At 39.3% G+C, this 25,291-nt stretch carries 26 protein-coding genes and 1 pseudogene; 26 read left to right on the top strand and 1 reads right to left on the bottom strand.

From position 1 onward, the window contains the following. From LG372_RS01955 to LG372_RS01830, 26 genes and pseudogenes are all read left to right on the top strand, one after another. Nucleotides 1-212 (top strand): annotated as a pseudogene (locus LG372_RS01955) (hypothetical protein); the annotation flags it as partial. Between the two features lie 9 nt (nt 213-221). After that, entirely contained in the window at nt 222-1,049 is an 828-nt protein-coding gene (locus LG372_RS01950) for a hypothetical protein (protein WP_225741991.1), read from the top strand. A gap of 46 nt (nt 1,050-1,095) precedes the next feature. Continuing rightward, entirely contained in the window at nt 1,096-1,974 is an 879-nt protein-coding gene (gene truB / locus LG372_RS01945) for a tRNA pseudouridine(55) synthase TruB (protein WP_225741990.1), read from the top strand. Between the two features lie 109 nt (nt 1,975-2,083). Then, nucleotides 2,084-2,722, top strand: a complete 639-nt coding sequence (udk, locus tag LG372_RS01940) for a uridine kinase (RefSeq protein WP_001181377.1) — start codon at nt 2,084-2,086, stop codon at nt 2,720-2,722. A gap of 126 nt (nt 2,723-2,848) precedes the next feature. Next, the gene (gene xseA, locus LG372_RS01935) at nt 2,849-4,189 is read left to right on the top strand and encodes an exodeoxyribonuclease VII large subunit (RefSeq protein WP_225741989.1); all 1,341 of its coding nucleotides are present in this window, start codon (nt 2,849-2,851) and stop codon (nt 4,187-4,189) included. After that, the gene (locus tag LG372_RS01930; protein ID WP_000043226.1) at nt 4,167-4,379 is read left to right on the top strand and encodes an exodeoxyribonuclease VII small subunit; all 213 of its coding nucleotides are present in this window, start codon (nt 4,167-4,169) and stop codon (nt 4,377-4,379) included. Before xseA ends, LG372_RS01930 begins: the two co-directional genes overlap by 23 nt. Then, entirely contained in the window at nt 4,376-5,251 is an 876-nt protein-coding gene (locus tag LG372_RS01925) for a polyprenyl synthetase family protein (RefSeq protein ID WP_225741988.1), read from the top strand. The genes LG372_RS01930 and LG372_RS01925 overlap by 4 nt, the downstream gene beginning before the upstream one ends. Next, complete coding sequence (locus LG372_RS01920) at nt 5,244-6,050, top strand: TlyA family RNA methyltransferase (RefSeq protein ID WP_225741987.1); 807 nt, start codon at nt 5,244-5,246, stop codon at nt 6,048-6,050. The genes LG372_RS01925 and LG372_RS01920 overlap by 8 nt, the downstream gene beginning before the upstream one ends. Before the next feature lies 1 nt (nt 6,051). Then, nucleotides 6,052-6,483, top strand: a complete 432-nt coding sequence (locus tag LG372_RS01915) for an arginine repressor (RefSeq protein ID WP_020900686.1) — start codon at nt 6,052-6,054, stop codon at nt 6,481-6,483. A gap of 6 nt (nt 6,484-6,489) precedes the next feature. After that, nucleotides 6,490-8,157, top strand: coding sequence for a DNA repair protein RecN (gene recN, locus LG372_RS01910; RefSeq protein WP_225741986.1), 1,668 nt, complete (start codon nt 6,490-6,492; stop codon nt 8,155-8,157). A 1-nt stretch (nt 8,158) separates the two neighbouring features. After that, nucleotides 8,159-8,887 carry a metallophosphoesterase family protein gene (locus LG372_RS01905; protein WP_125410241.1) on the top strand — a complete coding sequence of 243 codons (729 nt, stop codon included), beginning with the start codon at nt 8,159-8,161 and terminating at the stop codon, nt 8,885-8,887. A gap of 78 nt (nt 8,888-8,965) precedes the next feature. Then, complete coding sequence (lepA, locus tag LG372_RS01900) at nt 8,966-10,789, top strand: translation elongation factor 4 (RefSeq protein WP_001047207.1); 1,824 nt, start codon at nt 8,966-8,968, stop codon at nt 10,787-10,789. A gap of 1,124 nt (nt 10,790-11,913) precedes the next feature. Then, the gene (locus LG372_RS01895; protein WP_042751082.1) at nt 11,914-12,525 is read left to right on the top strand and encodes a hypothetical protein; all 612 of its coding nucleotides are present in this window, start codon (nt 11,914-11,916) and stop codon (nt 12,523-12,525) included. 208 nt (nt 12,526-12,733) lie between these two features. After that, nucleotides 12,734-13,210, top strand: coding sequence for a PTS sugar transporter subunit IIA (locus LG372_RS01890; protein ID WP_004260657.1), 477 nt, complete (start codon nt 12,734-12,736; stop codon nt 13,208-13,210). 38 nt (nt 13,211-13,248) lie between these two features. Next, a complete protein-coding gene (locus LG372_RS01885) occupies nt 13,249-13,554 on the top strand; it encodes a PTS sugar transporter subunit IIB (RefSeq protein ID WP_000590547.1) in 306 nt (101 codons plus the stop codon). Between the two features lie 47 nt (nt 13,555-13,601). Continuing rightward, nucleotides 13,602-15,077 carry a PTS galactitol transporter subunit IIC gene (locus LG372_RS01880; RefSeq protein ID WP_125458360.1) on the top strand — a complete coding sequence of 492 codons (1,476 nt, stop codon included), beginning with the start codon at nt 13,602-13,604 and terminating at the stop codon, nt 15,075-15,077. A gap of 98 nt (nt 15,078-15,175) precedes the next feature. Continuing rightward, nucleotides 15,176-16,072, top strand: coding sequence for an aldose 1-epimerase family protein (locus LG372_RS01875; protein ID WP_225741985.1), 897 nt, complete (start codon nt 15,176-15,178; stop codon nt 16,070-16,072). Nucleotides 16,073-16,358: 286 nt separating this feature from the next. Beyond that, the gene (gene lacA, locus LG372_RS01870) at nt 16,359-16,784 is read left to right on the top strand and encodes a galactose-6-phosphate isomerase subunit LacA (protein WP_000029277.1); all 426 of its coding nucleotides are present in this window, start codon (nt 16,359-16,361) and stop codon (nt 16,782-16,784) included. Between the two features lie 30 nt (nt 16,785-16,814). After that, entirely contained in the window at nt 16,815-17,330 is a 516-nt protein-coding gene (gene lacB, locus LG372_RS01865; protein WP_001216913.1) for a galactose-6-phosphate isomerase subunit LacB, read from the top strand. 10 nt (nt 17,331-17,340) lie between these two features. Continuing rightward, nucleotides 17,341-18,270: a tagatose-6-phosphate kinase gene (locus LG372_RS01860; protein WP_049491607.1), complete on the top strand. Its 930-nt coding sequence runs from the start codon at nt 17,341-17,343 to the stop codon at nt 18,268-18,270. Nucleotide 18,271: 1 nt separating this feature from the next. Then, complete coding sequence (lacD, locus tag LG372_RS01855) at nt 18,272-19,252, top strand: tagatose-bisphosphate aldolase (RefSeq protein WP_061439149.1); 981 nt, start codon at nt 18,272-18,274, stop codon at nt 19,250-19,252. A 223-nt stretch (nt 19,253-19,475) separates the two neighbouring features. After that, nucleotides 19,476-20,312 (top strand): PRD domain-containing protein, encoded by an 837-nt coding sequence (locus tag LG372_RS01850; RefSeq protein ID WP_225741984.1) that lies wholly within the window; start codon nt 19,476-19,478, stop codon nt 20,310-20,312. 35 nt (nt 20,313-20,347) lie between these two features. Next, a complete protein-coding gene (locus LG372_RS01845; protein ID WP_033677071.1) occupies nt 20,348-20,665 on the top strand; it encodes a PTS lactose/cellobiose transporter subunit IIA in 318 nt (105 codons plus the stop codon). Further along, entirely contained in the window at nt 20,665-22,356 is a 1,692-nt protein-coding gene (locus LG372_RS01840; protein ID WP_001037324.1) for a lactose-specific PTS transporter subunit EIIC, read from the top strand. The genes LG372_RS01845 and LG372_RS01840 overlap by 1 nt, the downstream gene beginning before the upstream one ends. Before the next feature lie 339 nt (nt 22,357-22,695). Then, nucleotides 22,696-24,102 carry a 6-phospho-beta-galactosidase gene (lacG, locus tag LG372_RS01835; RefSeq protein WP_225741983.1) on the top strand — a complete coding sequence of 469 codons (1,407 nt, stop codon included), beginning with the start codon at nt 22,696-22,698 and terminating at the stop codon, nt 24,100-24,102. A 41-nt stretch (nt 24,103-24,143) separates the two neighbouring features. Further along, the gene (locus LG372_RS01830) at nt 24,144-24,401 is read left to right on the top strand and encodes a DUF3884 family protein (RefSeq protein WP_225741982.1); all 258 of its coding nucleotides are present in this window, start codon (nt 24,144-24,146) and stop codon (nt 24,399-24,401) included. Between the two features lie 104 nt (nt 24,402-24,505). Here the strand turns inward: LG372_RS01830 and LG372_RS01825 are convergent, their stop codons facing one another. Further along, nucleotides 24,506-25,273 (bottom strand): DeoR/GlpR family DNA-binding transcription regulator, encoded by a 768-nt coding sequence (locus LG372_RS01825; RefSeq protein ID WP_060805556.1) that lies wholly within the window; start codon nt 25,271-25,273, stop codon nt 24,506-24,508. Nucleotides 25,274-25,291 lie beyond the last annotated feature (18 nt).

The raw sequence follows: 25,291 nt of genomic DNA, 5'->3' as shown, positions 1-25,291 counted from the left end.
TTGTGTTCAATAAAGAAGCGAACGACTACTTCGACATTACTGAACCAGAAAGTAAGCTAGCTCGAATCGTGTTTTCTTATTACGGCGCTCTCAATGCCCAATTAAAAGGAGATGAAGCTCGTGCCCGAAGTTTGTTTGAAAGTATCGCCCATGAAAATCCAGAACTCTTTTGTGTACAGGAAGCGAAAAAATATTTAGAATCAGTGAAATGAGAGTAATATATGAAATTAGTAAAAAAAATAGTAAGTAGGGCGACAGAAAACACTCTTCTACAAATTGAGACTATTAGTCAGTTAAGTTATATTATATCAATGATTATAGGAGCATTAGCAATTTTTTTAGAACGTCAACCTGAAACAAAACGGTGGGGGTTAATACTCGCTTTACTGATGCTACTTGTAGTCATCTGGATCTTATATCTACGTTTTGTCCTAAGCAAAGTTATTGTTCTAGTGTTACACGATTCTATTGATCTTAAGCTATATGAAGACATGTTAAGAGTTCAATCAGAAAAATCTATTAAGCCCTTTAGAGCAACATATCGTGAGAATTACCAAATTATCCAAGGTCGAGTGGCTTATCTAAAAGGAGATTTTCAAGTTGCCAAGGAAAATATGTCCAAATATGATTTGAAAAAAAATTGGAAGAGATTCAGAACCCCTGCGCTTTTAATATCAAGCTTTGAACTATTAACAGTTTCCATTCATCTTCAAGATGCGCAAGATATTGCTTTCTTTGAGGAACAATTGTCCAAGGCACCAGATTTTAAAGGAGGCAAAGCTACACTTGTTGCTCAAGCCCAAGCCATAAAAGATATTGTGTTCAATAAAGAAGCGAACGACTACTTCGACATTACTGAACCAGAAAGTAAGCTAGCTCGAATCGTGTTTTCTTATTACGGCGCTCTCAATGCCCAATTAAAAGGAGATGAAGCTCGTGCCCGTAGTTTGTTTGAAAGCATTGCCCATGAAAATCCAGAACTCTTTTATGTGCAGGAAGCTAGGAAATATTTAGAAAAAAGAACTGATATAGTTTTAAAATCTGTCTAAGATAGAATATGTTGATGTAAAGTGAAAAGGGAATTAGAAAGCAAATATGAACGGTATTATCAACTTAAAAAAAGAAGCGGGAATGACCTCGCATGATGCAGTTTTTAAACTGCGTAAGATTTTGGGAACCAAGAAGATTGGTCATGGTGGGACCTTAGATCCGGATGTGGTGGGTGTTTTGCCGATTGCGGTTGGCAAGGCGACACGAATGGTCGAGTTTATGCAGGATGAGGGCAAGGTCTATGAGGGGGAAATCACTCTGGGCTATTCCACGACGACTGAGGATGCCAGTGGGGAAGTGGTCGCAGAGACACCTGTTTTATTGCCCTTGGATGAAAATCTTGTCGATGAAGCGATAGCCAATCTGACTGGGCCTATTACTCAGATTCCGCCTATGTATTCGGCTGTTAAGGTCAATGGTCGCAAACTCTATGAGTATGCGCGTGCTGGTCAGGAAGTGGAGCGCCCAGAACGTCAGGTGACCATTTATCAATTTGAGCGAACAAGTCCGATTTCTTATGTGGGTCATCTTGCACGCTTTACTTTTCGTGTGAAATGTAGCAAGGGAACCTATATTCGTACCTTATCGGTTGATTTGGGAGACAAGCTTGGTTATGCGGCTCATATGTCACATCTGACTCGGACTAGTGCAGCTGGTTTACAGCTAGAAGATGCTCTTACCTTGGAAGAAATTGCTGAAAAAGTGGAGGCTGGTCAATTGGACTTTCTTCATCCTCTAGAGATTGGGACAGGCGACCTTGTCAAAGTTTTCCTAAGTCCAGAACAGGCTACAGAAGTACGCTTTGGTCGTTTTATCGAGTTAGAACAGTCGGATAAGGAATTGGCTGCTTTTGAAGGAGATAAATTGCTAGCCATTCTAGAAAAACGGGACAATCTCTACAAGCCAAGGAAGGTTTTTAGCTAGTCTAACTGAGGTGTAGGGAGTGTTGTTTCCCCTAGATTATCCAAACCAGACTATAAATTTTGCAAAAAATGTGATAGAATAGACGACGGATAAAAAAACGGAGGATAGCATGCAAAATAGACCAATCATTATCGGAGTGACAGGTGGTTCTGGTGGTGGTAAGACCAGTGTTTCAAGAGCCATTTTATCGCATTTTCCTGATGAAAAGATTTCCATGATTGAGCATGATTCATACTACAAGGATCAGTCTCATTTGACCTTTGAAGAGCGTGTCAAAACCAACTACGACCATCCTTTTGCCTTTGATACAGACTTGATGATCGAGCAGATTAAGGAATTGTTGGCAGGGCGTCCGGTGGACATTCCGACTTACGACTATACAGAGCATACACGAAGTAGCAAGACCTATCGTCAAGAACCTCAAGATGTCTTTATCGTTGAGGGGATTTTGGTCTTGGAGGATAAGCGCCTGCGCGATTTGATGGATATTAAGATTTTTGTGGATACAGATGATGATGTTCGCATTATTCGTCGGATCAAGCGTGATATGGAAGAGCGTGGCCGTAGCCTTGATAGCGTCATTGACCAGTACTTAGGTGTGGTTAAACCTATGTATCATCAGTTTATCGAACCAACCAAGCGTTATGCTGATATCGTCATTCCTGAAGGGGTCAGCAATACCGTGGCTATTGACCTGTTGACAACCAAGATTGAAAAGATTTTGGAAGAAGCTCGAAACAGCAAATAATCAGATGTGGAGGCTTTGCCTCCTTTTTTATTTTTCCCTCATAATGGTACATAAATGGAGATTTTTAGGCATATTTTTGGTATAATAATACCCATGAAAGAGCAAGAAAATGAATAGTAGGTGGAGATGGAAAAGTATTTATCGGTAACAACTTTGACCAAGTATCTGAAAATGAAATTCGATAAAGACCCTTACTTGGAACGGGTCTATTTAACTGGTCAAGTTTCCAATTTTCGTAAACGACCTACTCACCAATATTTCTCCCTAAAGGATGACCATGCAGTTATTCAAGCGACCATCTGGTCTGGGATTTATCAGAAATTAGGCTTCGACCTGGAAGAAGGGATGAAGATCAATGTGATTGGGCGTGTACAGGTCTACGAACCAAGTGGAAGCTACTCCATTATCATTGAAAAAGCAGAGCCTGATGGGGTTGGAGCGCTTGCGATTCAGTTTGAACAACTCAAGAAAAAATTGACAGAAGAAGGCCTGTTTCAAGAACGCTTCAAGCAACCTCTGCCCCAATTTTCTAAGAGAATTGGTGTAGTAACCAGTCGCAGTGGAGCCGTTATTCGAGATATTATCACGACTGTCAGCAGGCGATTTCCAGGTGTGGACATTCTTCTCTATCCGACCAAGGTGCAAGGTGAAGGGGCTGCGGAGGAAATTGCTCGAAATATTGCGCGTGCTAATCAACGGGACGATTTGGACTTGCTGATTATTGGTCGTGGTGGAGGTTCCATTGAGGATCTCTGGGCCTTTAACGAAGAAATTGTGGTACGAGCTATTTTTGAATCTCGTTTGCCAGTTATCTCTAGTGTGGGGCATGAAACTGATGTGACCTTGGCAGATTTTGTGGCAGATCGACGAGCTGCAACGCCAACAGCTGCTGCTGAACTGGCAACACCTGTGACCAAGTTGGATCTATTAGCTCATTTGCAAAATCAGGAAAAACGGATGGCAACAGCAGTCCGAAATGTCCTATCGAGGAAACAAGAAGCTTTGAAAAAATGCAGTCAGTCAGTTATCTTTAGACAGCCAGAGCGCTTGTATGATAGCTATCTGCAACGCTTGGACCAACTGCAATTGCGCTTAAAACAAAGTTTGCGAACACGGATTTCTGATAATAAACAAGTCGTCCAAGCAAGGACGCATAAACTAGTCCAATTATCGCCTGTTGTCAAAATTCAACGTTATCAAGACCGTCTTGGTCAGTTGGATAAGCTCTTACGTAGCCAAATGGCGTTGGTTTATGATGCCAAGGTTGCTGAGGTCAAGAGACTTTCAGAAGCCTTGCTCATGTTGGATACCAGTCGAATTGTGGCGCGTGGTTATGCTATTGTCAAAAAAGAAGAGTCCGTAGTTGATTCGGTTGAGAGTTTGAAGAAAAAAGACCAAGTGACGCTTTTGATGCGAGATGGTCAAGTAGAATTAGAGGTTAAAGATGTCAAAACAAAAGAAATTTGAGGAAAATCTAGCAGAACTGGAGACCATTGTCCAAAGTTTGGAAAATGGTGAAATTGCTCTGGAAGATGCGATTGCTGCCTTTCAAAAGGGCATGGTCTTGTCAAAAGAGCTCCAAGCGACGCTGGACAAGGCTGAAAAGACCTTGGTCAAGGTTATGCAAGAAGACGGAACAGAAAGTGATTTTGAATGAAAAAGCAAGAAAAATTAGCTCTTGTTGAGTCGGCTTTGGAAGACTTTTATGGAGACCAGCAGGTTGCTTCTAGTTTGCGAGAGTCTGTTCTCTATTCTATTCATGCTGGTGGCAAGCGTATCCGGCCTTTTCTCTTGTTAGAAGTTTTGGAAGCCTTACAAGTTGCCATCAAACCTGCTCACGCGCAGGTAGCTGCGGCCTTGGAAATGATTCATACAGGGAGCTTGATTCACGATGATCTTCCTGCCATGGATGATGATGATTATCGTCGGGGGCGTTTGACCAATCATAAGAAATTTGGTGAAGCTATGGCAATTTTGGCAGGAGATGCTTTATTCCTGGATCCTTATGCCTTGATAGCGCAGGCAGATTTGCCAAGTCAGATTAAGGTAGACTTGATTGCCAACTTATCCCTTGCTTCAGGAAGTCTAGGTATGGTAGCAGGGCAGGTTTTGGACATGGAAGGCGAACACCAGCATTTGTCTTTGGAAGAGCTTCAAACCATTCATGCCAATAAAACTGGGAAGTTACTAGCTTATCCCTTCCAAGCAGCTGCTATTATAGCCGAATTGGCACCTGAGATGCAGGCAAAGTTGAAAACTGTTGGTGAATTGATTGGGCTTGCTTTTCAGGTCAGGGACGATGTACTGGATGTAACAGCTAGTTTTGAGGAGATCGGCAAGACACCACAAAAGGATTTGCAGGCTGAAAAATCAACCTATCCTGCCTTGTTGGGCTTGGAAGAGGCCATTGCCTTTTGTAACCAAACCTTGGATCAAGCTAATGCCAAATTAGAAGAAATTGCCCAGCAGGTTCCCTTTGAAACAGAATCGATTGTAAGTGTAGTAGAAAGTTTGAGAATCAATGGCTAAGGAAAGAGTGGATGTACTAGCTTATAAACAGGGCTTGTTTGAAACGCGAGAGCAAGCCAAGCGCGGTGTGATGGCTGGCCTAGTCGTAGCAGTCCTTAATGGAGAACGGTTTGACAAGCCAGGAGAGAAAATTCCCGATGACACTGAGCTGAAACTCAAAGGTGAAAAACTCAAGTATGTCAGCCGTGGTGGCTTGAAATTGGAAAAGGCCTTGCAGGTCTTTGATTTGTCGGTGGAAGGGACAACAACGATTGATATCGGGGCTTCTACTGGAGGTTTTACCGATGTTATGCTACAGAATGGTGCTGAGTTGGTCTTTGCAGTCGATGTTGGTACCAATCAGTTGGCTTGGAAACTACGCCAGGACCCGAGAGTTGTCAGCATGGAGCAGTTTAATTTCCGCTATGCTGAAAAGACTGATTTCGAGCAGGAACCTAGCTTTGCCAGTATTGATGTGAGTTTCATTTCCCTCAGTCTGATTTTGCCGGCCTTGCACCGAGTCTTGGCAAATCAAGGTCAGGTTGTGGCTCTGGTTAAGCCCCAGTTTGAGGCAGGGCGTGAGCAGATTGGGAAAAATGGAATTATTCGCGATGCCAAGGTGCATCAGAATGTTCTTGAATCTGTCACAACCATGGCAGTAGAGGAAGGATTTTCAGTCCTTGGTTTGGACTTTTCTCCCATCCAAGGTGGACATGGAAATATTGAGTTTTTAGCGTATTTGAAAAAAGAAGAGTCAGCAAGCAATCAGGTTCTTGCTGAGATTGAAGAAGTAGTAGAGAGGGCGCATAGTCAATTTTAAAATGAATAAAAAAGAGAGACTTGAAAAAATTAGACGATTTGTGACAGATTATCAAATCGGTACGCAAGAAGAAATTGTAGAACATTTGAAAGAGGCAGGAATCACTGCCACTCAAGCAACGGTATCCCGAGATATCAAAGAGCTAGGTATTGTCAAAATTCCTTTGAGAGACAATACCTATGTCTATGAATTGCCAAAATCAATCGTAAAAAGTTTGCAACTGGCTGAAGACAATATCGAATCGGCTGAATTGATGGATAAGATGATCAATCTCCAAGTTATTCCAGGAAATACGGCTTTTGTAAAAGCTCAGTTAATCGAGACTTTTGCGGATAAGATTTTTAGCTGTTTAGCTGATGATAGCTCGATTTTAGTCATTGCAAGAAGTGAAAGTCTAGCTGAGGAAATCTTTGAACAAGTAAAAAATTGGTAGGTCTATATGTTACTTGAAATTTCGATAAAAAACTTTGCCATTATTGAGGCTATTTCCCTCAATTTTGAAAAGGGGATGACTGTCTTGACTGGTGAAACGGGTGCAGGGAAGTCGATTATCATTGATGCCATGAATATGATGTTGGGAGCTCGTGCGACGACAGATGTTATTCGTCATGGTGCGCCAAAGGCAGAGATTGAGGGGCTTTTCTCAGTTGAGAATAGTCGTCTTTTACAGGAAATTTTTGATGAGCAAGGTTTGGAAATGGGTGATGAAATTATCATCCGTCGGGAAATCTTGCAAAATGGTCGGAGTATCAGTCGTGTCAATGGCCAGATGGTCAATCTGTCTGTATTGCGTGCTATTGGGCAACATCTTGTTGATATACATGGTCAGCATGACCAAGAAGAGTTAATGCGCCCTCAACTGCATATCCAGATGTTGGATGAATTCGGTAATACAGCCTTTTGGGACTTAAAAGAAACCTATCAAACGAGTTTTGATGCCTATCGAAAAATGCGTAAGCAGGTTCTGGAAGTCAAGAAAAACCAACAGGAACACAAGGCACGTATCGAAATGTTGGAATTTCAAATGGCAGAGATTGAGGCAGCAAACTTGCAGGCTGGAGAAGACTTGGCTCTCAACCATGAACGAGATAAACTCCTCAATCATAAGAATATTGCGGATACGCTAACCAATGCCTACAGTATGTTGGATAATGAGGAATTCTCCAGTCTTGCTAATGTCCGTTCAGCCATGAATGACATGGAAAGTGTCGAAGAGTATGACCCTGAATATCGTGAAATTTCAAGCTCACTATCTGAGACCTACTATGTCTTAGAAGACATTAGCAAACGTCTGGAAGCTATCATTGAGGACCTTGATTTTGACGGCAATCGTCTTATGCAGGTTGAGAATCGTTTGGACCTCCTTCATACTATCACGCGTAAGTATGGTGGGACTGTAGACGATGTCTTGCTTTACTTTGCAAAGATTACGGATGAATACAATCTATTGACAGGCAATAACCTTTCGTCTGAGGATATGGAAGCAGAGCTCAAGAAATTGGAAGTTAATCTTGTCGATTTGGCAGGTCAGCTTGCCTCTGCTCGTCATGACTTGGCTCAGCAGCTAGAAGCAGAGATTAAACAAGAACTGCAAGACCTCTATATGGAAAAAGCCCAGTTTCAGGTTCGTTTTAGCAAGGGCAAATTCAGTCGTGAGGGCAATGAAACAGTTGAGTTTTACATTTCAACTAATCCTGGAGAAGACTTTAAACCCTTGGTCAAGGTTGCTTCTGGCGGAGAATTATCTCGTCTCATGCTAGCTATTAAGTCTGCCTTTTCACGTAAAGAAGGCAAGACTAGCATTGTCTTTGATGAGGTGGATACGGGAGTTTCAGGACGTGTTGCCCAAGCTATTGCGCAGAAGATTCACAAGATTGGCCAACATGGGCAGGTTCTAGCTATTTCCCATTTGCCACAAGTGATTGCGATTGCGGATTATCAATTCTTTATTGAGAAGATTAGCAATGACCATTCAACAGTTTCTACCGTTCGTCTCTTGACGGTCGAAGAGCGAGTTGAGGAAGTTGCCAAGATGTTGGCAGGTGATGATGTGACGGAAGCAGCCCTGACGCAAGCCAGAGAATTGTTGAGAAACAGGGAGAAATAAGATGACAGACTATTATGTAATTGGAGATGTTCACGGAAAAGCTGGGATGCTAGAAGACCTTCTCAAAACATGGGATGGTCAGACTCAGTTGCTCTTTCTAGGGGATTTGATTGACCGTGGTGAAGATAGTCGCCGTGTCCTAGAGATGGTTAAGGACTTGGTCGATAATCAAGGGGCAATCTGTTTGTCAGGAAACCACGAGTATATGTTTCTGACTTGGCTCGATGACCCAGAAGAAAGTTATGACCATTATCGTCGCAATGGTGGAGATACAACCATTAACTCTATCCTAGGTCGTCCCTTGGATGCACCAGTTGATGGAGTAGAAGATGCCAAGCGGGTTACCACTGAAGCGGCAGACTTGGTCGAATTCATTCGTCAAATGCCGTTTGTGGTAGAGACAGACAAGTATATCTTTGTTCACGCAGGTATTGATTTGACCTTGGATGACTGGCATGAAACTACAGATTATAAAAAAGTTTGGCTTAGAAAACCATTCCACGAAGCAGAAAATCATACTGGAAAAATCATTGTCTTTGGCCATACACCGGTATATGGTTTGTTAAAGCAAGAGCGTGGTACAGCTGATCTTTGGACTACAGAAGATGGCAAGATTGGGATGGACGGAGGAGCTGTTTATGGTGGTGTCCTTCATGGGATTGTCTTTACAGACCAAGGAATGACAGAACACCACTTTATCGAAAATGACGGCTTTGTTGCTGAAGATTAGTACTCCTAGCAGGGTATGGTCTTGTCAAAATGTCAAAAACAATTTATAATAAATAGATACCCTGAAAGGAAGAGAATCATGAACTTAGAAGAATTGAAAAAACGACAGGAGAAGATCCGTAACTTCTCTATTATCGCCCATATTGACCACGGGAAATCAACTCTAGCAGACCGCATTTTGGAAAAGACAGAGACAGTATCCAGTCGTGAAATGCAAGCTCAACTTTTGGACAGTATGGATCTAGAGCGAGAACGTGGGATTACTATTAAACTCAATGCCATCGAGTTGAATTACACTGCAAAAGATGGGGAAACTTACATTTTTCACTTGATTGACACGCCAGGGCACGTTGACTTTACCTATGAAGTTTCACGTTCGCTAGCTGCCTGTGAGGGTGCTATTTTGGTGGTTGATGCTGCTCAAGGTATTGAGGCTCAAACCCTTGCTAACGTTTATCTGGCCTTGGACAATGATTTGGAAATCATGCCAGTCATTAACAAAATTGACCTACCAGCTGCAGATCCTGAGCGCGTGCGTACAGAGATTGAAGATGTCATTGGATTGGATGCCAGCGAAGCAGTTTTGGCTTCTGCTAAGGCTGGAATCGGTATTGAAGAAATCCTCGAGCAAATCGTAGAAAAAGTACCAGCACCAACAGGTGATGTGACGGCGCCACTTAAGGCCTTGATTTTCGACTCTGTTTACGATGCTTACCGTGGGGTTATCCTCCAAGTTCGTGTCATGGATGGGGTGGTCAAACCTGGCGATAAGATTCAGCTCATGAGCAATGGCAAGACCTTTGATGTGACCGAAGTTGGTATTTTCACGCCGAAAGCAGTTGGTCGTGATTTTCTTGCGACTGGTGACGTTGGTTATATTGCGGCGTCTATCAAGACGGTTCAGGACACTCGTGTAGGTGATACCGTTACCTTGGCAACCAATCCTGCGGCAGAGCCATTACATGGTTACAAGCAGATGAATCCTATGGTTTTTGCAGGTCTCTACCCAATTGAGTCAAACAAGTATAATGACCTACGTGAAGCCCTTGAAAAATTGCAACTGAATGATGCTAGTCTCCAATTTGAACCAGAAACATCTCAGGCACTTGGATTTGGTTTCCGTTGTGGTTTCCTTGGACTTCTCCATATGGATGTTATCCAGGAACGTTTAGAGCGTGAGTTCAATATTGACCTCATCATGACAGCTCCGTCTGTTATTTACAAAGTTAATTTGACCGACGGTGAGTCTATGGATGTGTCTAACCCATCTGAGTTCCCAGACCCAACTAAGATTGCGACCATTGAAGAGCCTTATGTCAAGGCGCAAATCATGGTACCACAGGAGTTTGTCGGAGCAGTGATGGAGCTAGCTCAGCGCAAGCGTGGGGACTTTGTGACTATGGACTATATTGATGATAATCGGGTTAATGTTATCTATCAAATTCCGCTTGCTGAAATTGTCTTTGACTTCTTTGATAAACTTAAGTCTTCGACACGTGGTTATGCAAGCTTTGACTACGAATTGTCAGAATATCGCCCATCTAAGCTGGTCAAAATGGATATCCTTCTCAATGGAGACAAGGTGGATGCCCTTAGCTTTATCGTTCACAAGGATTTTGCCTACGAACGTGGAAAACTCATCGTTGATAAACTTAAGAAAATCATCCCTCGTCAACAATTTGAAGTACCAATCCAAGCAGCTATTGGACACAAGATTGTCGCTCGTACTGATATCAAGGCCCTTCGTAAGAACGTACTTGCTAAATGTTATGGTGGTGACGTTTCTCGTAAACGTAAACTCCTTGAAAAACAAAAAGCTGGTAAGAAACGTATGAAAGCCATCGGATCAGTAGAAGTTCCGCAAGAAGCCTTCCTCAGCGTCTTGAGTATGGATGAAGAATAATGATTCTATATAAAACTCTTGAAATACATTCAAGAGTTTTATATTTTTAGTTAAAAATTGTAACTTAACTCCATTTATGGTAGAGTAAAATACGGAGGTTATATGGAATACTAAAAGTTATTATGACTAGGAAAATTTTAAATAAAATTGATAAAGAACTGGGGCAGAAAATGAATTAGAATAATGATTCTATTTTACCGCTTGGATCTATGATTGTTAGTAAAGAAGGGGCGATTCCTTTAACTTATGATGAAAGTATTAGAAGAAAAACAAATTAAAACTGAAAAGTTATATGGTTTACTCGATATTTATTAATTGAAATAAATAATGGTTACGGGTTACTGGATTGTGAATCTACGACTTGTTTTGGTTATTTTTATAAAATTTATAAGATTGATTTTGATTTATTTTATAAGATAAAAAAGCAATCTGAGGATAAGCGAGAAGATATAACAAAAAATATAAAATTAGGTAGATTTTTCATGCTACCGATAATGATAGTGATTTTTTCATTCTTTTAATAGAATTTATTGGCTTTAATAAATTTAATCTTGTTTTATCTCATAGCTTTACGTATTTTATCTTTTCTGCATTACCTGTTATATTATCAGTATTATTTCGCTTGGGCTATTCTTATAAGCAAAAACTGATGATTAATAAAATTTTTATATTAGAAAATTCTCGTCATTACCATGTAGTTGAAAAGTTTAGTAATTTTAAATTAAAAAATTGGCTTCTCCTAATTATAAATGTGGTTATTGCCAGTTCTTTACTTATTTATATTTATGTATATGGTAATTTAATTGTTATGTTTTTTACGACGATATATCTATATTTATTAACTTTTAGTAAGAATATACGATTGAGTCAAGCAAATACAATGAATATTAAAATATTTGTTGAAAAAGGATATTCGGAAAGTGATTCAATGTTATTATAGAATTCAATAATTGGATAGATAGATATTCGATACGACTTAGTCAGTTTTCATAATCAAGAGTATATTCTATATTATCAAATCCAATGTTTGAACTAAAATTGGAAAAAATTCTTATATTTTATTTGTTTTTATTAAAAATTGTAAATTGACTCCATTTATGGTAGAGTAACATATGGAGGTTATTATGAAAAAAATTTTACTTTTAGCATCTATTTTGCTTACAAGTGTCACGTTAGTGGCATGTTCAAATAAGAGTCAAACAGAATCTAGCACGAATGTGATTACTAGTTCTTCAAGTAGCCAGGAAGGGTCTACCCCGACGACTACAAGTTCTGATAAGAAGACTGAAGAAACACAGGTTATTGGTTCTGATGAGTATGGGTTCGTTAAAGTACCAAAGTCTTGGATTAAGTTCAATGAAGTACAGGGAGGCAATGATATTCAATATTCAGACGGTACGGATGTCAATATTGTCACCTTGAATACTTTTAAAGCAGAACAATTTGGTATTCCTGATAATGAATTTCAAAAACTTGAAACAGTTCGTATTTCTGATAGTATTTTTACTTCAAAAGAAAGTAATCCAGAATTCACTAAAGTTTGGGGTTCTAAGTCAACTATTGGAGGTTATGAAGCCTATGTAGTTAACGCAATTTCTAAGTCTGGAAAATACATCATTACATGGATTTTTAAATCTAGTGATGGTAAGTTCAGATATGTTGCTTTAGAAGGGACTCCAGAAACATTAAAAAATCTACTTCCCATGATTGAAGAGAGTTGGACAATTCAAAAATAATTATTAAAGCAGGATTGGTATCCTGTTTTTTTGTTTAAGTCATTAAAAACCGATTTAAATGTTTGTTTTAAATGTTTGTTTTAATTATAAAGATAAAAAATAAACAAAATAATCAAAAAAAGGACAAAAAACAACAAAAAATATTGACAACGATTTCATATAGTGTTATACTTATAGCATAAAGTTAATGGAAAGAAGGGAAAACCTTATGGGATTAGATCATTTCTTTGACAAAAACCTTGTGTTTTGCTTAGAAGCGGATAATCAAGAACATCTCTTTGATCAGGTTGCAACTTTATTGGAAGAACGAGAAATTGTAACTCCAACTTATCGTGAAGCCCTGATCACTCGTGAAAAGTCATTTCCAACTGGCTTAGATATGGAATTTTTGGGTAAGGATTTGCCGAATGTGGCTATTCCTCACACAGATATTGTTCATAATCTTGCCGAAAAAGTTGTGGTCGTTCGATTAGAAAAACCAGTGACTTTCCACAATATGATTGCGCCAGATAAGGAAGTAGAAGTATCCTTACTCTTCTTTATCATTAATAACTCAAGTTCAAGCCAAACGAACATTCTTGCTCAGTTGATGGACTTCTTTACTGGAAATGGTCATCTTGAAGACCTATCAAAAATTTCTGAACCAGAAGCCATCTATGCTTATATTGCTGAAGCAATTGCTTAATCTTGTCTATTATAAATATTAAATCGGAGGAAATCCATATGATTAAAATTCTTGCTGCCTGCGGTGCAGGTGTTAACTCAAGCCACCAAATTAAAAGTGCTCTTGAAGAAGAACTTTCAAACCGCGGTTTCGATGTTCACTGTGATGCGGTAATGGTCAAAGACGTTAATGAAGACCTTATCAAAGGTTATGACATCTTCACACCAATTGCTGCGACAGATCTTGGTTTTGACCCAGGTATTCCAGTTATCGAAGCTGGACCAATCTTATTCCGTATCCCAGCAATGAGTGCTCCAGTATTTGACAATATTGAAGCAGCTATCAAAGAACACGGATTAAGCTAATTTTAATTTGTTAACATTCATATAACTATAAAAAGGGAGGAACTATTATGGATGTCATTATCAATCTGGCCAACGATATCTTTAAACCTATCTTGGCTATGGGTGGCCCTATCATCATGCTGATCATTTTGACAGTGTTGGCCCTACTTTTTGGAGTGAAATTCTCCAAAGCGCTTGAAGGTGGTATCAAGCTCGCCATCGCCCTTACTGGTATCGGTGCTATCATCGGTATGTTAAATGGTGCTTTCTCAGCATCACTTGCGAAATTCGTTGAAAACACTGGTATTCAATTGAACATCACCGACGTTGGTTGGGCACCACTTGCTACCATCACTTGGGGATCTGCTTGGACACTTTACTTCTTGCTTGTAATGTTGATTGTCAACGTTGTGATGCTTGCAATGAAGAAAACAGACACACTTGATGTCGATATCTTCGATATCTGGCACTTGTCAATCACTGGTCTTTTAATCAAATGGTATGCAGACAACAATGGTGTAAGCCAAGGGGTTTCACTCTTCATCGCGACAGCAGCAGTTGTACTTGTAGGTATTTTGAAGATCATCAACTCTGATTTGATGAAACCAACATTCGACGACCTTCTTAACGCACCAAGTTCATCACCAATGACTTCAACTCACATGAACTACATGATGAACCCAGTTATCATGGTCTTGGATAAGATTTTTGATAAAGTTTTGCCAGGTCTTGATAAATATGACTTTGACGCTGCAAAATTGAACAAGAAAATCGGTTTCTGGGGATCTAAATTCTTCATCGGTTTCATTCTTGGTATCGTTATTGGTTTGATGGGAACTCCACATCCAGTTGCTGGAGTAGAAGATGCATCTTCATGGGAACTTGTTATTAAAGGTTGGTTGTCTCTTGGTTTGACAGCCGGTGTAGCTTTGGAACTCTTCTCACTTATCGGTTCATGGTTCATTGCTGCCGTAGAACCACTTTCACAAGGTATTACAAACGTTGCTACTAAACGTTTGGAAGGACGTAAGTTTAACATCGGTCTAGACTGGCCATTCATCGCTGGTCGTGCTGAAATCTGGGCTTGTGCAAACGTACTTGCACCAATTATGTTGATTGAAGCTGTGCTTCTTTCAAACGTCGGAAATGGTATCTTGCCACTTGCAGGTATCATCGCTATGGGTGTTACTCCAGCTCTCTTGGTTGTAACACGTGGTAAATTGCTCCGTATGATTATCTTCGGAACACTCTTGTTGCCACTCTTCCTTCTTTCAGGTACACTTATCGCGCCATTTGCAACAGAACTTGCTAAAGGTGTAGGTGCCTTCCCAGAAGGTGTGAGCCAAACTCAATTGATCACTCACTCAACTCTTGAAGGACCAATCGAAAAACTTCTTGGTTGGACAATTGGTAACACTACAACTGGTGATATCAAAGCAATCCTTGGTGCTGTAGCCTTCCTTGTATTCTATATCGGTATCTTTGCATGGTACAGAAAACAAATGATCAAACGTAACGAAGAGTACGCAGCAAAAGCAAAATAATGCGCTCCTATAAAATGTAAATTGTTGAAACTAGGTTGTCATACCATTAGGAGTGACAGCCTAGTTTTTTATAAACTATCAAGAAATCGGAGAAAATAATGGTAATTGAATTAAAATCAGAACAATTAAGAGTTCAATTTAACAGTTTTGGTGGAGCTCTTTCTTCTATAAAAGATGCTGAGGGACTGGAGTATTTGTGGCAAGGGGATCCCACTTATTGGAGTGGACAAGCTCCTGTTCTCTTCCCCATTTGTGGTTCTTTGAGAGAGGATACAGCCCTCTATATAGATGAAAAGGGAGAAGAAAGTCAAGGAAAGATTCCTCGTCATGGTTTGGTTCGCAAGAAAGAATTTGAATTAGTTGAACAGACAGATAATAGTGTAACTTTTGCAATTGAAGACGATGAGAATAGCTATCAAAACTATCCTTATCATTTCCGCCTAGAAATCACTTATATCCTTACAGGAAAGACAGTACGGACTCAATACAAAATTTTCAATAAAGAAACTAGCAAGGTCATGCCTTACTTTATTGGTGGACATCCAGGATTTAATTGTCCTCTACTAGATGATGAAGTCTATGAAGATTACTATTTAGAGTTTGAGAAAGAAGAGACTTGCTCTGTTCCACGTCCTTTCCCAGAAACGGGTATGCTGGATTTTCAAGATAGAAGCCCATGGCTAGAGGGGCAAAAAGAAATCGATCTTAGTTATGATCTTTTCAGCACAGATGCGGTTACCTTAGATGAATTGCAATCTAGAACAATTGCTCTTCGTTCTCGTAAACATGATAAGGGATTGAAAGTGCACTTTGCAGAGTTTCCAAATCTCATCATCTGGTCAACTTTGAATAAAGGTCCTTTCATTGCTTTTGAACCATGGTCTGGCTTGTCAACATCCCTTGAAGAAGGAGATCATCTAGAAGATAAGAAGAATGTTCGTCTCCTAGAACCTGGTCAAATGGATCAAATTGGTTTTGATATCGAAATCTTTTAAATAAAAAAACACAAAAACAAACATTAACTGTTGACTTTTTTAGGAAATAGGAGTATATTATGTTTGTAAGCAACAAATGATGTTTGTCATAAACAAACAATCGCTTGTTATATTCTCTTTCGTGGAGAAAGATTATTTCTAGGAAACGGATTTCCTAAACTTGAATAAGGTGTCATTCATCTCATTCAATCCAATTTGTCAATAAACTGCTAGAAAACTTTTTGTAGGTAAACTGCTAACTATAAAAGGTTTTACTAGCCTAGAAAAATAAAAAGGAGTATACAATATGTCTATTGTTATCGGTGCAGATGCTGCAGGTTTGAGATTGAAAGAAGTTGTGAAAGACTTCTTGGAAAAAGAAAACTTCCACGTTGTGGATGTTACAGCTGAAGGTCAAGACTTTGTTGATGTGACTCTTGCTGTTGCTGCAGAAGTAAACAAAGAAGAACAAAACCTTGGTATCGTGATTGATGCTTATGGAGCTGGTCCATTCATGGTTGCAACTAAGATCAAAGGAATGGTTGCTGCAGAAGTATCTGACGAACGTTCAGCTTATATGACTCGTGGCCACAACAACTCACGTATGATCACTATGGGTGCACAACTTGTTGGTGATGAATTGGCTAAAAACATCGCTAAAGGATTTGTTAACGGTAAATACGATGGTGGACGTCACCAAATTCGTGTCGACATGTTGAACAAAATGTGCTAATTAGATTACAGTAAGAAAGGTAAGTTAAAAATGAGAATTGCAATTGGATGTGACCACATCGTAACAGATGAAAAAATGGCGGTTTCAGAATTTTTGAAATCAAAAGGATATGAAGTCATTGACTTCGGTACATATGACCATACACGTACTCACTACCCAATCTTTGGTAAAAAAGTAGGAGAAGCTGTAACTAGCGGTCAAGCTGATCTTGGGGTATGTATCTGTGGTACTGGTGTTGGTATCAACAACGCTGTAAATAAAGTTCCAGGTGTCCGTTCTGCCTTGGTTCGTGATATGACAACAGCCCTTTATGCTAAAGAACAATTGAACGCCAACGTTATCGGTTTTGGTGGTAAGATTACTGGTGAATTGCTCATGTGTGATATCATCGAAGCTTTCATCCATGCTGAATACAAACCATCTGAAGAAAACAAAAAATTGATTGCGAAAATTGAACACGTTGAAAGTCACAATGCTCAACAAACAGACGCAAACTTCTTCACTGAATTCCTTGAAAAATGGGATCGCGGAGAATACCACGATTAAGAGGTGACTTATGATTTTAACAGTCACAATGAACCCATCCATTGATATTTCCTATCCCTTGGATGAGTTGAAGATTGATACTGTCAATCGTGTGGTGGATGTAACCAAAACGGCTGGTGGTAAGGGACTCAATGTAACCCGTGTTCTTTCAGAATTTGGCGATCCTGTAGCTGCTACTGGTTTAGTGGGTGGCAAACTTGGTGAGTTTTTAGTTGAAAATATTGATGATAATGTTAAGAAAGATTTCTTTTCTATTCAGGGAGAAACTCGTAACTGTATCGCTATTCTTCACGGAGACAACCAAACAGAAGTTCTTGAAAAAGGTCCTGAAGTATTGGAACAGGAAGGTCAAGACTTTTTGGAACATTTCAAAAAACTCCTGGAGTCAGTTGAAGTAGTTGCTATTTCAGGTAGTCTGCCAGCTGGCCTTCCAGTTGATTACTATGCGAGCTTGGTAGAACTTGCTAACCAAGCTGGCAAACCTGTAGTCTTGGACTGCTCTGGTGCGGCTCTTCAGGCGGTTCTTGAATCACCACATAAACCAACAGTCATCAAACCAAATAATGAGGAATTGTCTCAACTTCTAGGTAGAGAAGTTTCTGAGGATTTGGATGAATTAAAAGAAGTCCTTCAAGAACCTTTGTTTGCAGGTATTGAATGGATTATCGTTTCACTTGGTGCCAACGGTGCCTTTGCCAAACATGGTGATACTTTCTATAAGGTAGATATTCCTAGAATTCAGGTGGTAAATCCTGTCGGATCTGGAGATTCTACTGTAGCAGGAATTTCTTCAGGACTTCTTCATAAAGAATCGGATGCAGAATTACTCATCAAGGCAAATGTCCTTGGTATGCTCAATGCTCAAGAAAAAATGACTGGTCATGTCAACATGGCCAACTATCAAGCTCTATATGATCAATTAATAGTAAAAGAGGTATAAAATGGCTTTAACAGAACAAAAACGTGCACGCTTAGAAAAACTTTCTGATGAAAATGGTATCATCTCAGCTCTTGCATTTGACCAACGTGGTGCTTTGAAACGCCTCATGGCTCAACACCAAACAGAAGAACCAACTGTAGCTCAAATGGAAGAACTTAAAGTCTTGGTAGCAGATGAATTGACTAAATACGCTTCATCTATGCTTCTTGACCCTGAGTATGGACTTCCAGCAACTAAAGCTCTTGATGAAAAAGCTGGTCTTCTCCTTGCTTATGAAAAAACAGGTTATGACACAACAAGCACAAAACGCTTGCCAGACTGCTTGGATGTTTGGTCTGCAAAACGTATCAAAGAAGAAGGTGCAGATGCAGTTAAATTCTTGCTTTACTATGACGTAGATAGCTCAGACGAACTCAACCAAGAAAAACAAGCTTACATCGAACGTATCGGTTCTGAGTGTGTGGCTGAAGATATCCCATTCTTCCTTGAAATCCTTGCTTACGATGAAAAAATTGCTGACGCTGGTTCTGTAGAATACGCGAAAGTAAAACCACACAAAGTTATTGGTGCTATGAAAGTCTTCTCAGACCCACGCTTTAACATTGATGTCTTGAAAGTAGAAGTTCCTGTTAACATTAAATATGTTGAAGGCTTCGCTGAAGGTGAAGTGGTTTATACACGTGAAGAAGCAGCAGCCTTCTTCAAAGCTCAAGATGAAGCAACTAACTTGCCATACATCTACTTGAGTGCTGGTGTATCAGCTAAACTCTTCCAAGATACTCTTGTATTTGCTCATGAATCAGGTGCAAACTTTAACGGAGTTCTTTGTGGCCGTGCTACATGGGCTGGATCAGTTGAAGCTTACATCAAAGATGGTGAATCAGCAGCTCGCGAATGGCTTCGCACAACTGGTTTTGAAAACATTGACGAACTCAACAAAGTTCTTCAAACAACAGCGACTTCATGGAAAGAACGCGTGTAATAAAGCCCTCCTAGTTTAAGAATATGATTTTAAAAAAAGTTGTATGTAAAGGTTTACAAAATAACTTACTTGTGCTATACTTAAATCACAAGTTAATACAAGGTGAGTGTTACTAAGTAATATTAGGCATGATCACAGGTGAATTAGAAATCGGCTGATTTTCTAGTTCATTTGTGGTCATTTTTTGTACTAATATACCTTTAAGATATAAAAGGAGGTTGACATGTATCGAATTCTAAATCCAATGAATCACAATGTCTCGCTTGTCAGAAATGATAAAGGAGAAGAAGTGATTGTGATTGGTAAGGGGATTACATTTGGAAAGAAGAAAGGGGATTTGATTGCTGAACATCAGGTTGAGAAAATCTTTCGGATGAAGACCGAAGAGTCAAGAGAAAACTTTATGGCTCTCCTCAAAGATGTTCCGCTTGATTTTATCACAGTGACTTATGAAATTATTGATAAGCTATCAAAGAAATATCATTATCCGATTCAAGAGTATCTCTACGTAACCTTGACAGATCATATTTACTGTTCTTACCAAGCTCTAGCACAAGGAAGGTACAAGGATAGTAATCTGCCAGATATTTCCACTAAGTATCCTGTCGCTTTTCAAATCGCAAATGAAGCATTTGAAATTTACAGTCAGAAGCTAGCGGATCATTTTCCTGAGGACGAAATTATTCGGATTGCTTATCATTTCATTAATGCCGAAGGTGAAAATGAAGTGGAACTTGTGGAGTCGATTGATAAGAGGAAAGAAATTCTCAGGAATGTTGAAGAAGTGCTAAAGGGTTATGCAATTCAACGAACCAAAGAGAATAACCATTTCTATGATCGTTTTATGATTCATTTGAATTATTTCTTGGATTATTTAGACAGATCTAGAGATGATAACCAATCACTTCTGGATATGGAAGACCATATCAAACAATCCTATCCCAAAGCCTTTGAAATTGGTTCCAAGATCTATGATGTGATTACGCAACATACGGGTCTTGATTTGTATAAAAGTGAACGAGTTTATCTAGTTCTACATATCCAACGTTTATTGTCATAAAAATTTATTTAAAACCATATAAGGAGAATTCTATCATGAATAGAGAAGAAGTAACATTGTTAGGTTTTGAAATCGTAGCCTATGCTGGCGACGCTCGTTCAAAACTATTGGAAGCCTTGAAGGCTGCTGAAGCTGGTGATTTTGCAAAAGCGGACGCTCTGGTAGAAGAAGCTGGTAGCTGCATTGCAGAAGCCCACCACGCGCAAACAAGTCTATTGACTAAGGAAGCTTCTGGTGAGGACTTAGCCTATAGTGTGACCATGATGCATGGCCAAGACCACTTGATGACAACTGTCTTGTTAAAAGATTTGATGCACCACTTAATCGAACTTTATAAGAGAGGAGTTAAATAATGAACAAACTAATTGCATTTATCGAGAAAGGAAAACCTTTCTTTGAGAAATTATCTCGTAATATCTATCTTCGCGCTATTCGGGATGGATTTATCGCAGGAATGCCTGTTATTCTCTTCTCAAGTATCTTTATCTTAATCGCCTTTGTACCAAACTCATGGGGCTTTAAATGGTCTGATGAAGTTGTAGCATTTCTGATGAAACCTTATAGCTATTCTATGGGTATTCTGGCTCTCTTGGTAGCTGGTACAACAGCTAAGTCATTGACCGACTCAGTCAATCGAAGCATGGAGAAAACCAATCAAATCAACTATATGTCAACACTGTTAGCAGCGATTGTTGGTTTGTTGATGTTGGCAGCTGATCCTATCGAAAATGGTCTTGCTACTGGATTCTTGGGGACAAAAGGTTTGCTTTCAGCCTTCCTTGCTGCCTTTGTTACTGTAGCAATCTATAAGGTTTGTGTTAAGAACAACGTCACTATTCGTATGCCTGACGAAGTTCCACCAAATATCTCACAAGTCTTTAAAGATGTGATTCCATTCACTCTATCAGTTGTTTCACTTTATGCTCTTGATTTACTAGCTCGTCACTTTGTTGGTGCAAGCGTAGCTGAATCAATCGGTAAATTCTTTGCACCATTATTCTCTGCAGCTGATGGCTATCTTGGTATTACCATTATCTTTGGTGCCTTTGCCTTCTTCTGGTTTGTTGGTATCCATGGTCCATCTATTGTTGAACCTGCTATCGCAGCTATTACCTATGCAAATGCCGAAGTCAACTTGAACCTTCTCCAACAAGGTATGCACGCTGACAAGATTCTTACTTCTGGTACACAAATGTTTATCGTTACCATGGGTGGTACAGGTGCGACACTGGTTGTTCCATTCATGTTCATGTGGTTAACAAAATCAAAACGTAACCGCGCAATCGGACGTGCTTCAGTAGTTCCAACTTTCTTTGGTGTAAATGAACCAATCTTGTTTGGTGCACCGCTTGTATTGAACCCGATCTTCTTCATTCCATTTATCTTTGCTCCAATCGCAAACGTTTGGATCTTCAAATTCTTTATTGAAACACTTGGCATGAATTCATTTACTGCTAATCTACCATGGACAACTCCAGCTCCACTAGGTCTAGTTCTTGGTACTAACTTCCAAGTTCTATCATTCATTCTTGCTGCTCTTCTAATCGTGGTTGACGTAGTCATTTACTATCCATTCCTTAAGGTCTATGATGAACAAATTCTTGAAGAAGAACGTTCAGGTAAATCTAATGATGAATTGAAAGAAAAAGTTGCTGCGAACTTTAATACAGCTAAAGCAGATGCTATTCTTGAAAAAGCTGGTGTAGAAGCAGCACAAAATACCATCACTGAAGAAACAAATGTCCTCGTTCTCTGTGCAGGTGGAGGGACAAGTGGACTTCTTGCAAATGCTTTGAACAAGGCAGCTGCAGAATACAATGTTCCTGTGAAAGCAGCAGCAGGTGGCTATGGTGCTCACCGTGAAATGTTGCCAGAGTTTGATCTTGTTATCCTTGCCCCTCAAGTTGCTTCAAACTTTGAAGACATGAAAGCAGAAACAGATAAACTTGGTATTAAACTTGCCAAGACAGAAGGCGCTCAATACATCAAATTAACTCGTGATGGAAAAGGTGCTCTTGCATTCGTGCAAGCTCAATTCGATTAACGATAGGGACTATGAAATAGTCTCCTATCGTTACGGAAATCGCTATGGCGAATTTCCTAATCGCCTTGTTAATTCGTCGGTAAAAAGATATCGTTTTTACCTTCTCATGTCACAATTCGATTAACGATAGGGATTCTGAAATAGTCTCCTATCGTTACGGCAATCGCTATGGCGAATTTCCTAATCGCCTTGTTAATTCGTCGGTAAAAAGATATCGTTTTTACCTCCTCATGTCACAATTTGGTGACTCGGTACAAGAAGTGAGATGGAGAAGGATGGCTCACTGACTCCTCTCCTCTCACTTTTACTTTATTTTAAATCAAGAAATAGGTGAAAAAAATGACAAAAACACTTCCAAAAGACTTTATTTTTGGTGGCGCAACAGCTGCTTATCAAGCAGAAGGCGCTACGCATACTGATGGAAAAGGACCAGTTGCTTGGGATAAATATCTTGAAGATAACTACTGGTACACTGCAGAACCAGCCAGTGACTTTTACAATCGATATCCAGTTGACCTAAAGCTAGCAGAAGAGTATGGTGTCAATGGCATTCGAATTTCTATTGCTTGGTCACGTATTTTCCCGACTGGTTATGGTCAAGTAAATCAGAAAGGTGTTGAGTTTTATCATAATTTATTTGCAGAGTGTCACAAACGTCACGTTGAACCTTTTGTAACTCTTCATCACTTTGACACGCCAGAAGCTCTCCACTCAAATGGAGACTTCTTAAACCGTGAAAATATCGAACACTTTGTAGACTACGCGGCTTTCTGTTTTGAAGAATTCCCAGAAGTAAACTATTGGACAACCTTTAATGAAATTGGGCCAATTGGTGATGGTCAATACTTGGTTGGTAAATTCCCTCCAGGTATTCAGTACGACCTTGCCAAAGTTTTCCAATCGCACCACAATATGATGGTTTCTCATGCGCGTGCAGTTAAGCTATATAAAGATAAAGGTTATAAAGGTGAAATTGGTGTTGTTCACGCTCTGCCAACCAAGTATCCTTTGGATACTAAAAATCCAGCAGATGTTCGTGCAGCTGAGTTGGAAGATATTATTCACAATAAATTTATCTTGGATGCAACTTATCTAGGTCGCTATTCAGCTGAAACGATGGAAGGTGTCAACCATATCTTATCCGTCAATAGTGGTAGCTTAGATCTTCGTGAAGAAGATTTCGAAGTATTAGAAGCCGCAAAAGACTTGAATGACTTCCTTGGAATCAATTACTATATGAGTGACTGGATGGAAGCATTTGATGGAGAAACTGAAATCATCCATAATGGTAAGGGTGAGAAAGGAAGCTCTAAATACCAAATCAAAGGTGTTGGTCGTCGTGTAGCTCCTGACTATGTACCACGTACGGATTGGGATTGGATTATCTACCCTCAAGGTTTGTATGATCAAATCATGCGTGTGAAGAAAGATTATCCGAACTACAAGAAGATTTACATCACTGAAAATGGACTTGGTTATAAAGATGAGTTCGTCGATAATACTGTTTACGATGATGGCCGTATTGATTATGTGAAACAACACTTGGAAGTCTTGTCTGATGCTATTGCAGATGGAGCTAATGTAAAAGGTTACTTCATCTGGTCATTAATGGATGTTTTCTCATGGTCAAACGGTTATGAAAAACGCTACGGTCTCTTCTATGTAGACTTTGAAACTCAAGAACGTTATCCTAAGAAATCAGCTCACTGGTACAAAAAAGTAGCGGAAAGTCAAGTGATTGAGTAGTAGAATGAGTAATTAGATATAGAATTCTAGTGAGGTAAAAGATGTTCAAAGATTTTATCCAATCAATTTATGAAAAAGTTTATATTATCAATTTTGATAAATGTTCTCAAATACCGTGTTTGACGAATGAAGAATTGAAAAGTCTCGGAAAATGGTATGTCTCGACTGGTAAAGAATGGATTGGTCATTCAGATTATGAGCTGGAAGAATTTAAAAATATCTTTTTAAATTTTATCAATCCTGAAGAATGGGATAATATCTCCTTTGATTCAGATTTTATGCCGTTTCAACAATCATAAATAATCTAGGAAACTCTTTGTAAAAGTCTTCATCAAAAAATGCGTCATATCAAGATTCTTATTTTCTTGATATGACGCATTTTATTTTTTATCAATCCTCAGTTTTATGGTTTAGAAAGAATAATTTTTGTTTGTTTTGAAAGTTGTTCAAACGTTTCTTTGCTCAGTTTAGAGTCTGAAACGATGGTATCAATATCAGAGATATTGTAGAAGGTATAAAAATCAAATTTATTGAACTTACTATTGTCAGCTAGTAAGTATTTTTTATTGGAATTATTGAGGGCGATGCGTTGGGATTCACCTTCCTCTTCGCTGAAGGTGGCAATCGAATTGTCCTTAATACCATTACAGCTAACGAAGGCTTTAGAAAATTGTAAATTGGCCAAGTTTTGCAAGGTTAGTGTTCCCACAAAGGCTCCAGTAATAGAGCGATAGTTTCCACCGATTAAAATCAAATCTGTTAGTTTTCGTTCGTTTAAGATGAGAAAGACTGGTAAACTGTTTGTTACAACACGAATATTATCAATTGGAAGTTCACGGGCAAAAGATTCTAAGGTCGTACCAGGGCCGATAAAAATAGTTTCACCCTCATCAATTAAATGGCCTGCAAAACGGCTAATTTCTTGTTTTTCTGCAATCTGTAAGCTTTGTTTTTCAATATTGGAACGTTCATTATTTAAAATAGAACCTGTGCGAATTTTCTCAGCTCCCCCGTGTACTCGAACAAGTAGATCCTTGTCTGCCAACTCTTGCAAGTAGCGTCTAGCAGTCATATCTGACACATCCAAGCGAGTCATGATTTCTTTTACAGTAATAGTTCCCTTTGTATTTACCGTTTCTAGAATATTATCTAGTTTTTCTTGCTTTAACATCGTTATCACCTCTATTTC

Source organism: Streptococcus sp. Marseille-Q5112 (assembly GCF_916700555.1).
Taxonomy (GTDB): Bacteria; Bacillota; Bacilli; order Lactobacillales; family Streptococcaceae; genus Streptococcus; species Streptococcus symci.
Note: the sequence above shows the minus strand (reverse complement) of the source record. Positions and strands in the feature narration are given on the sequence as shown.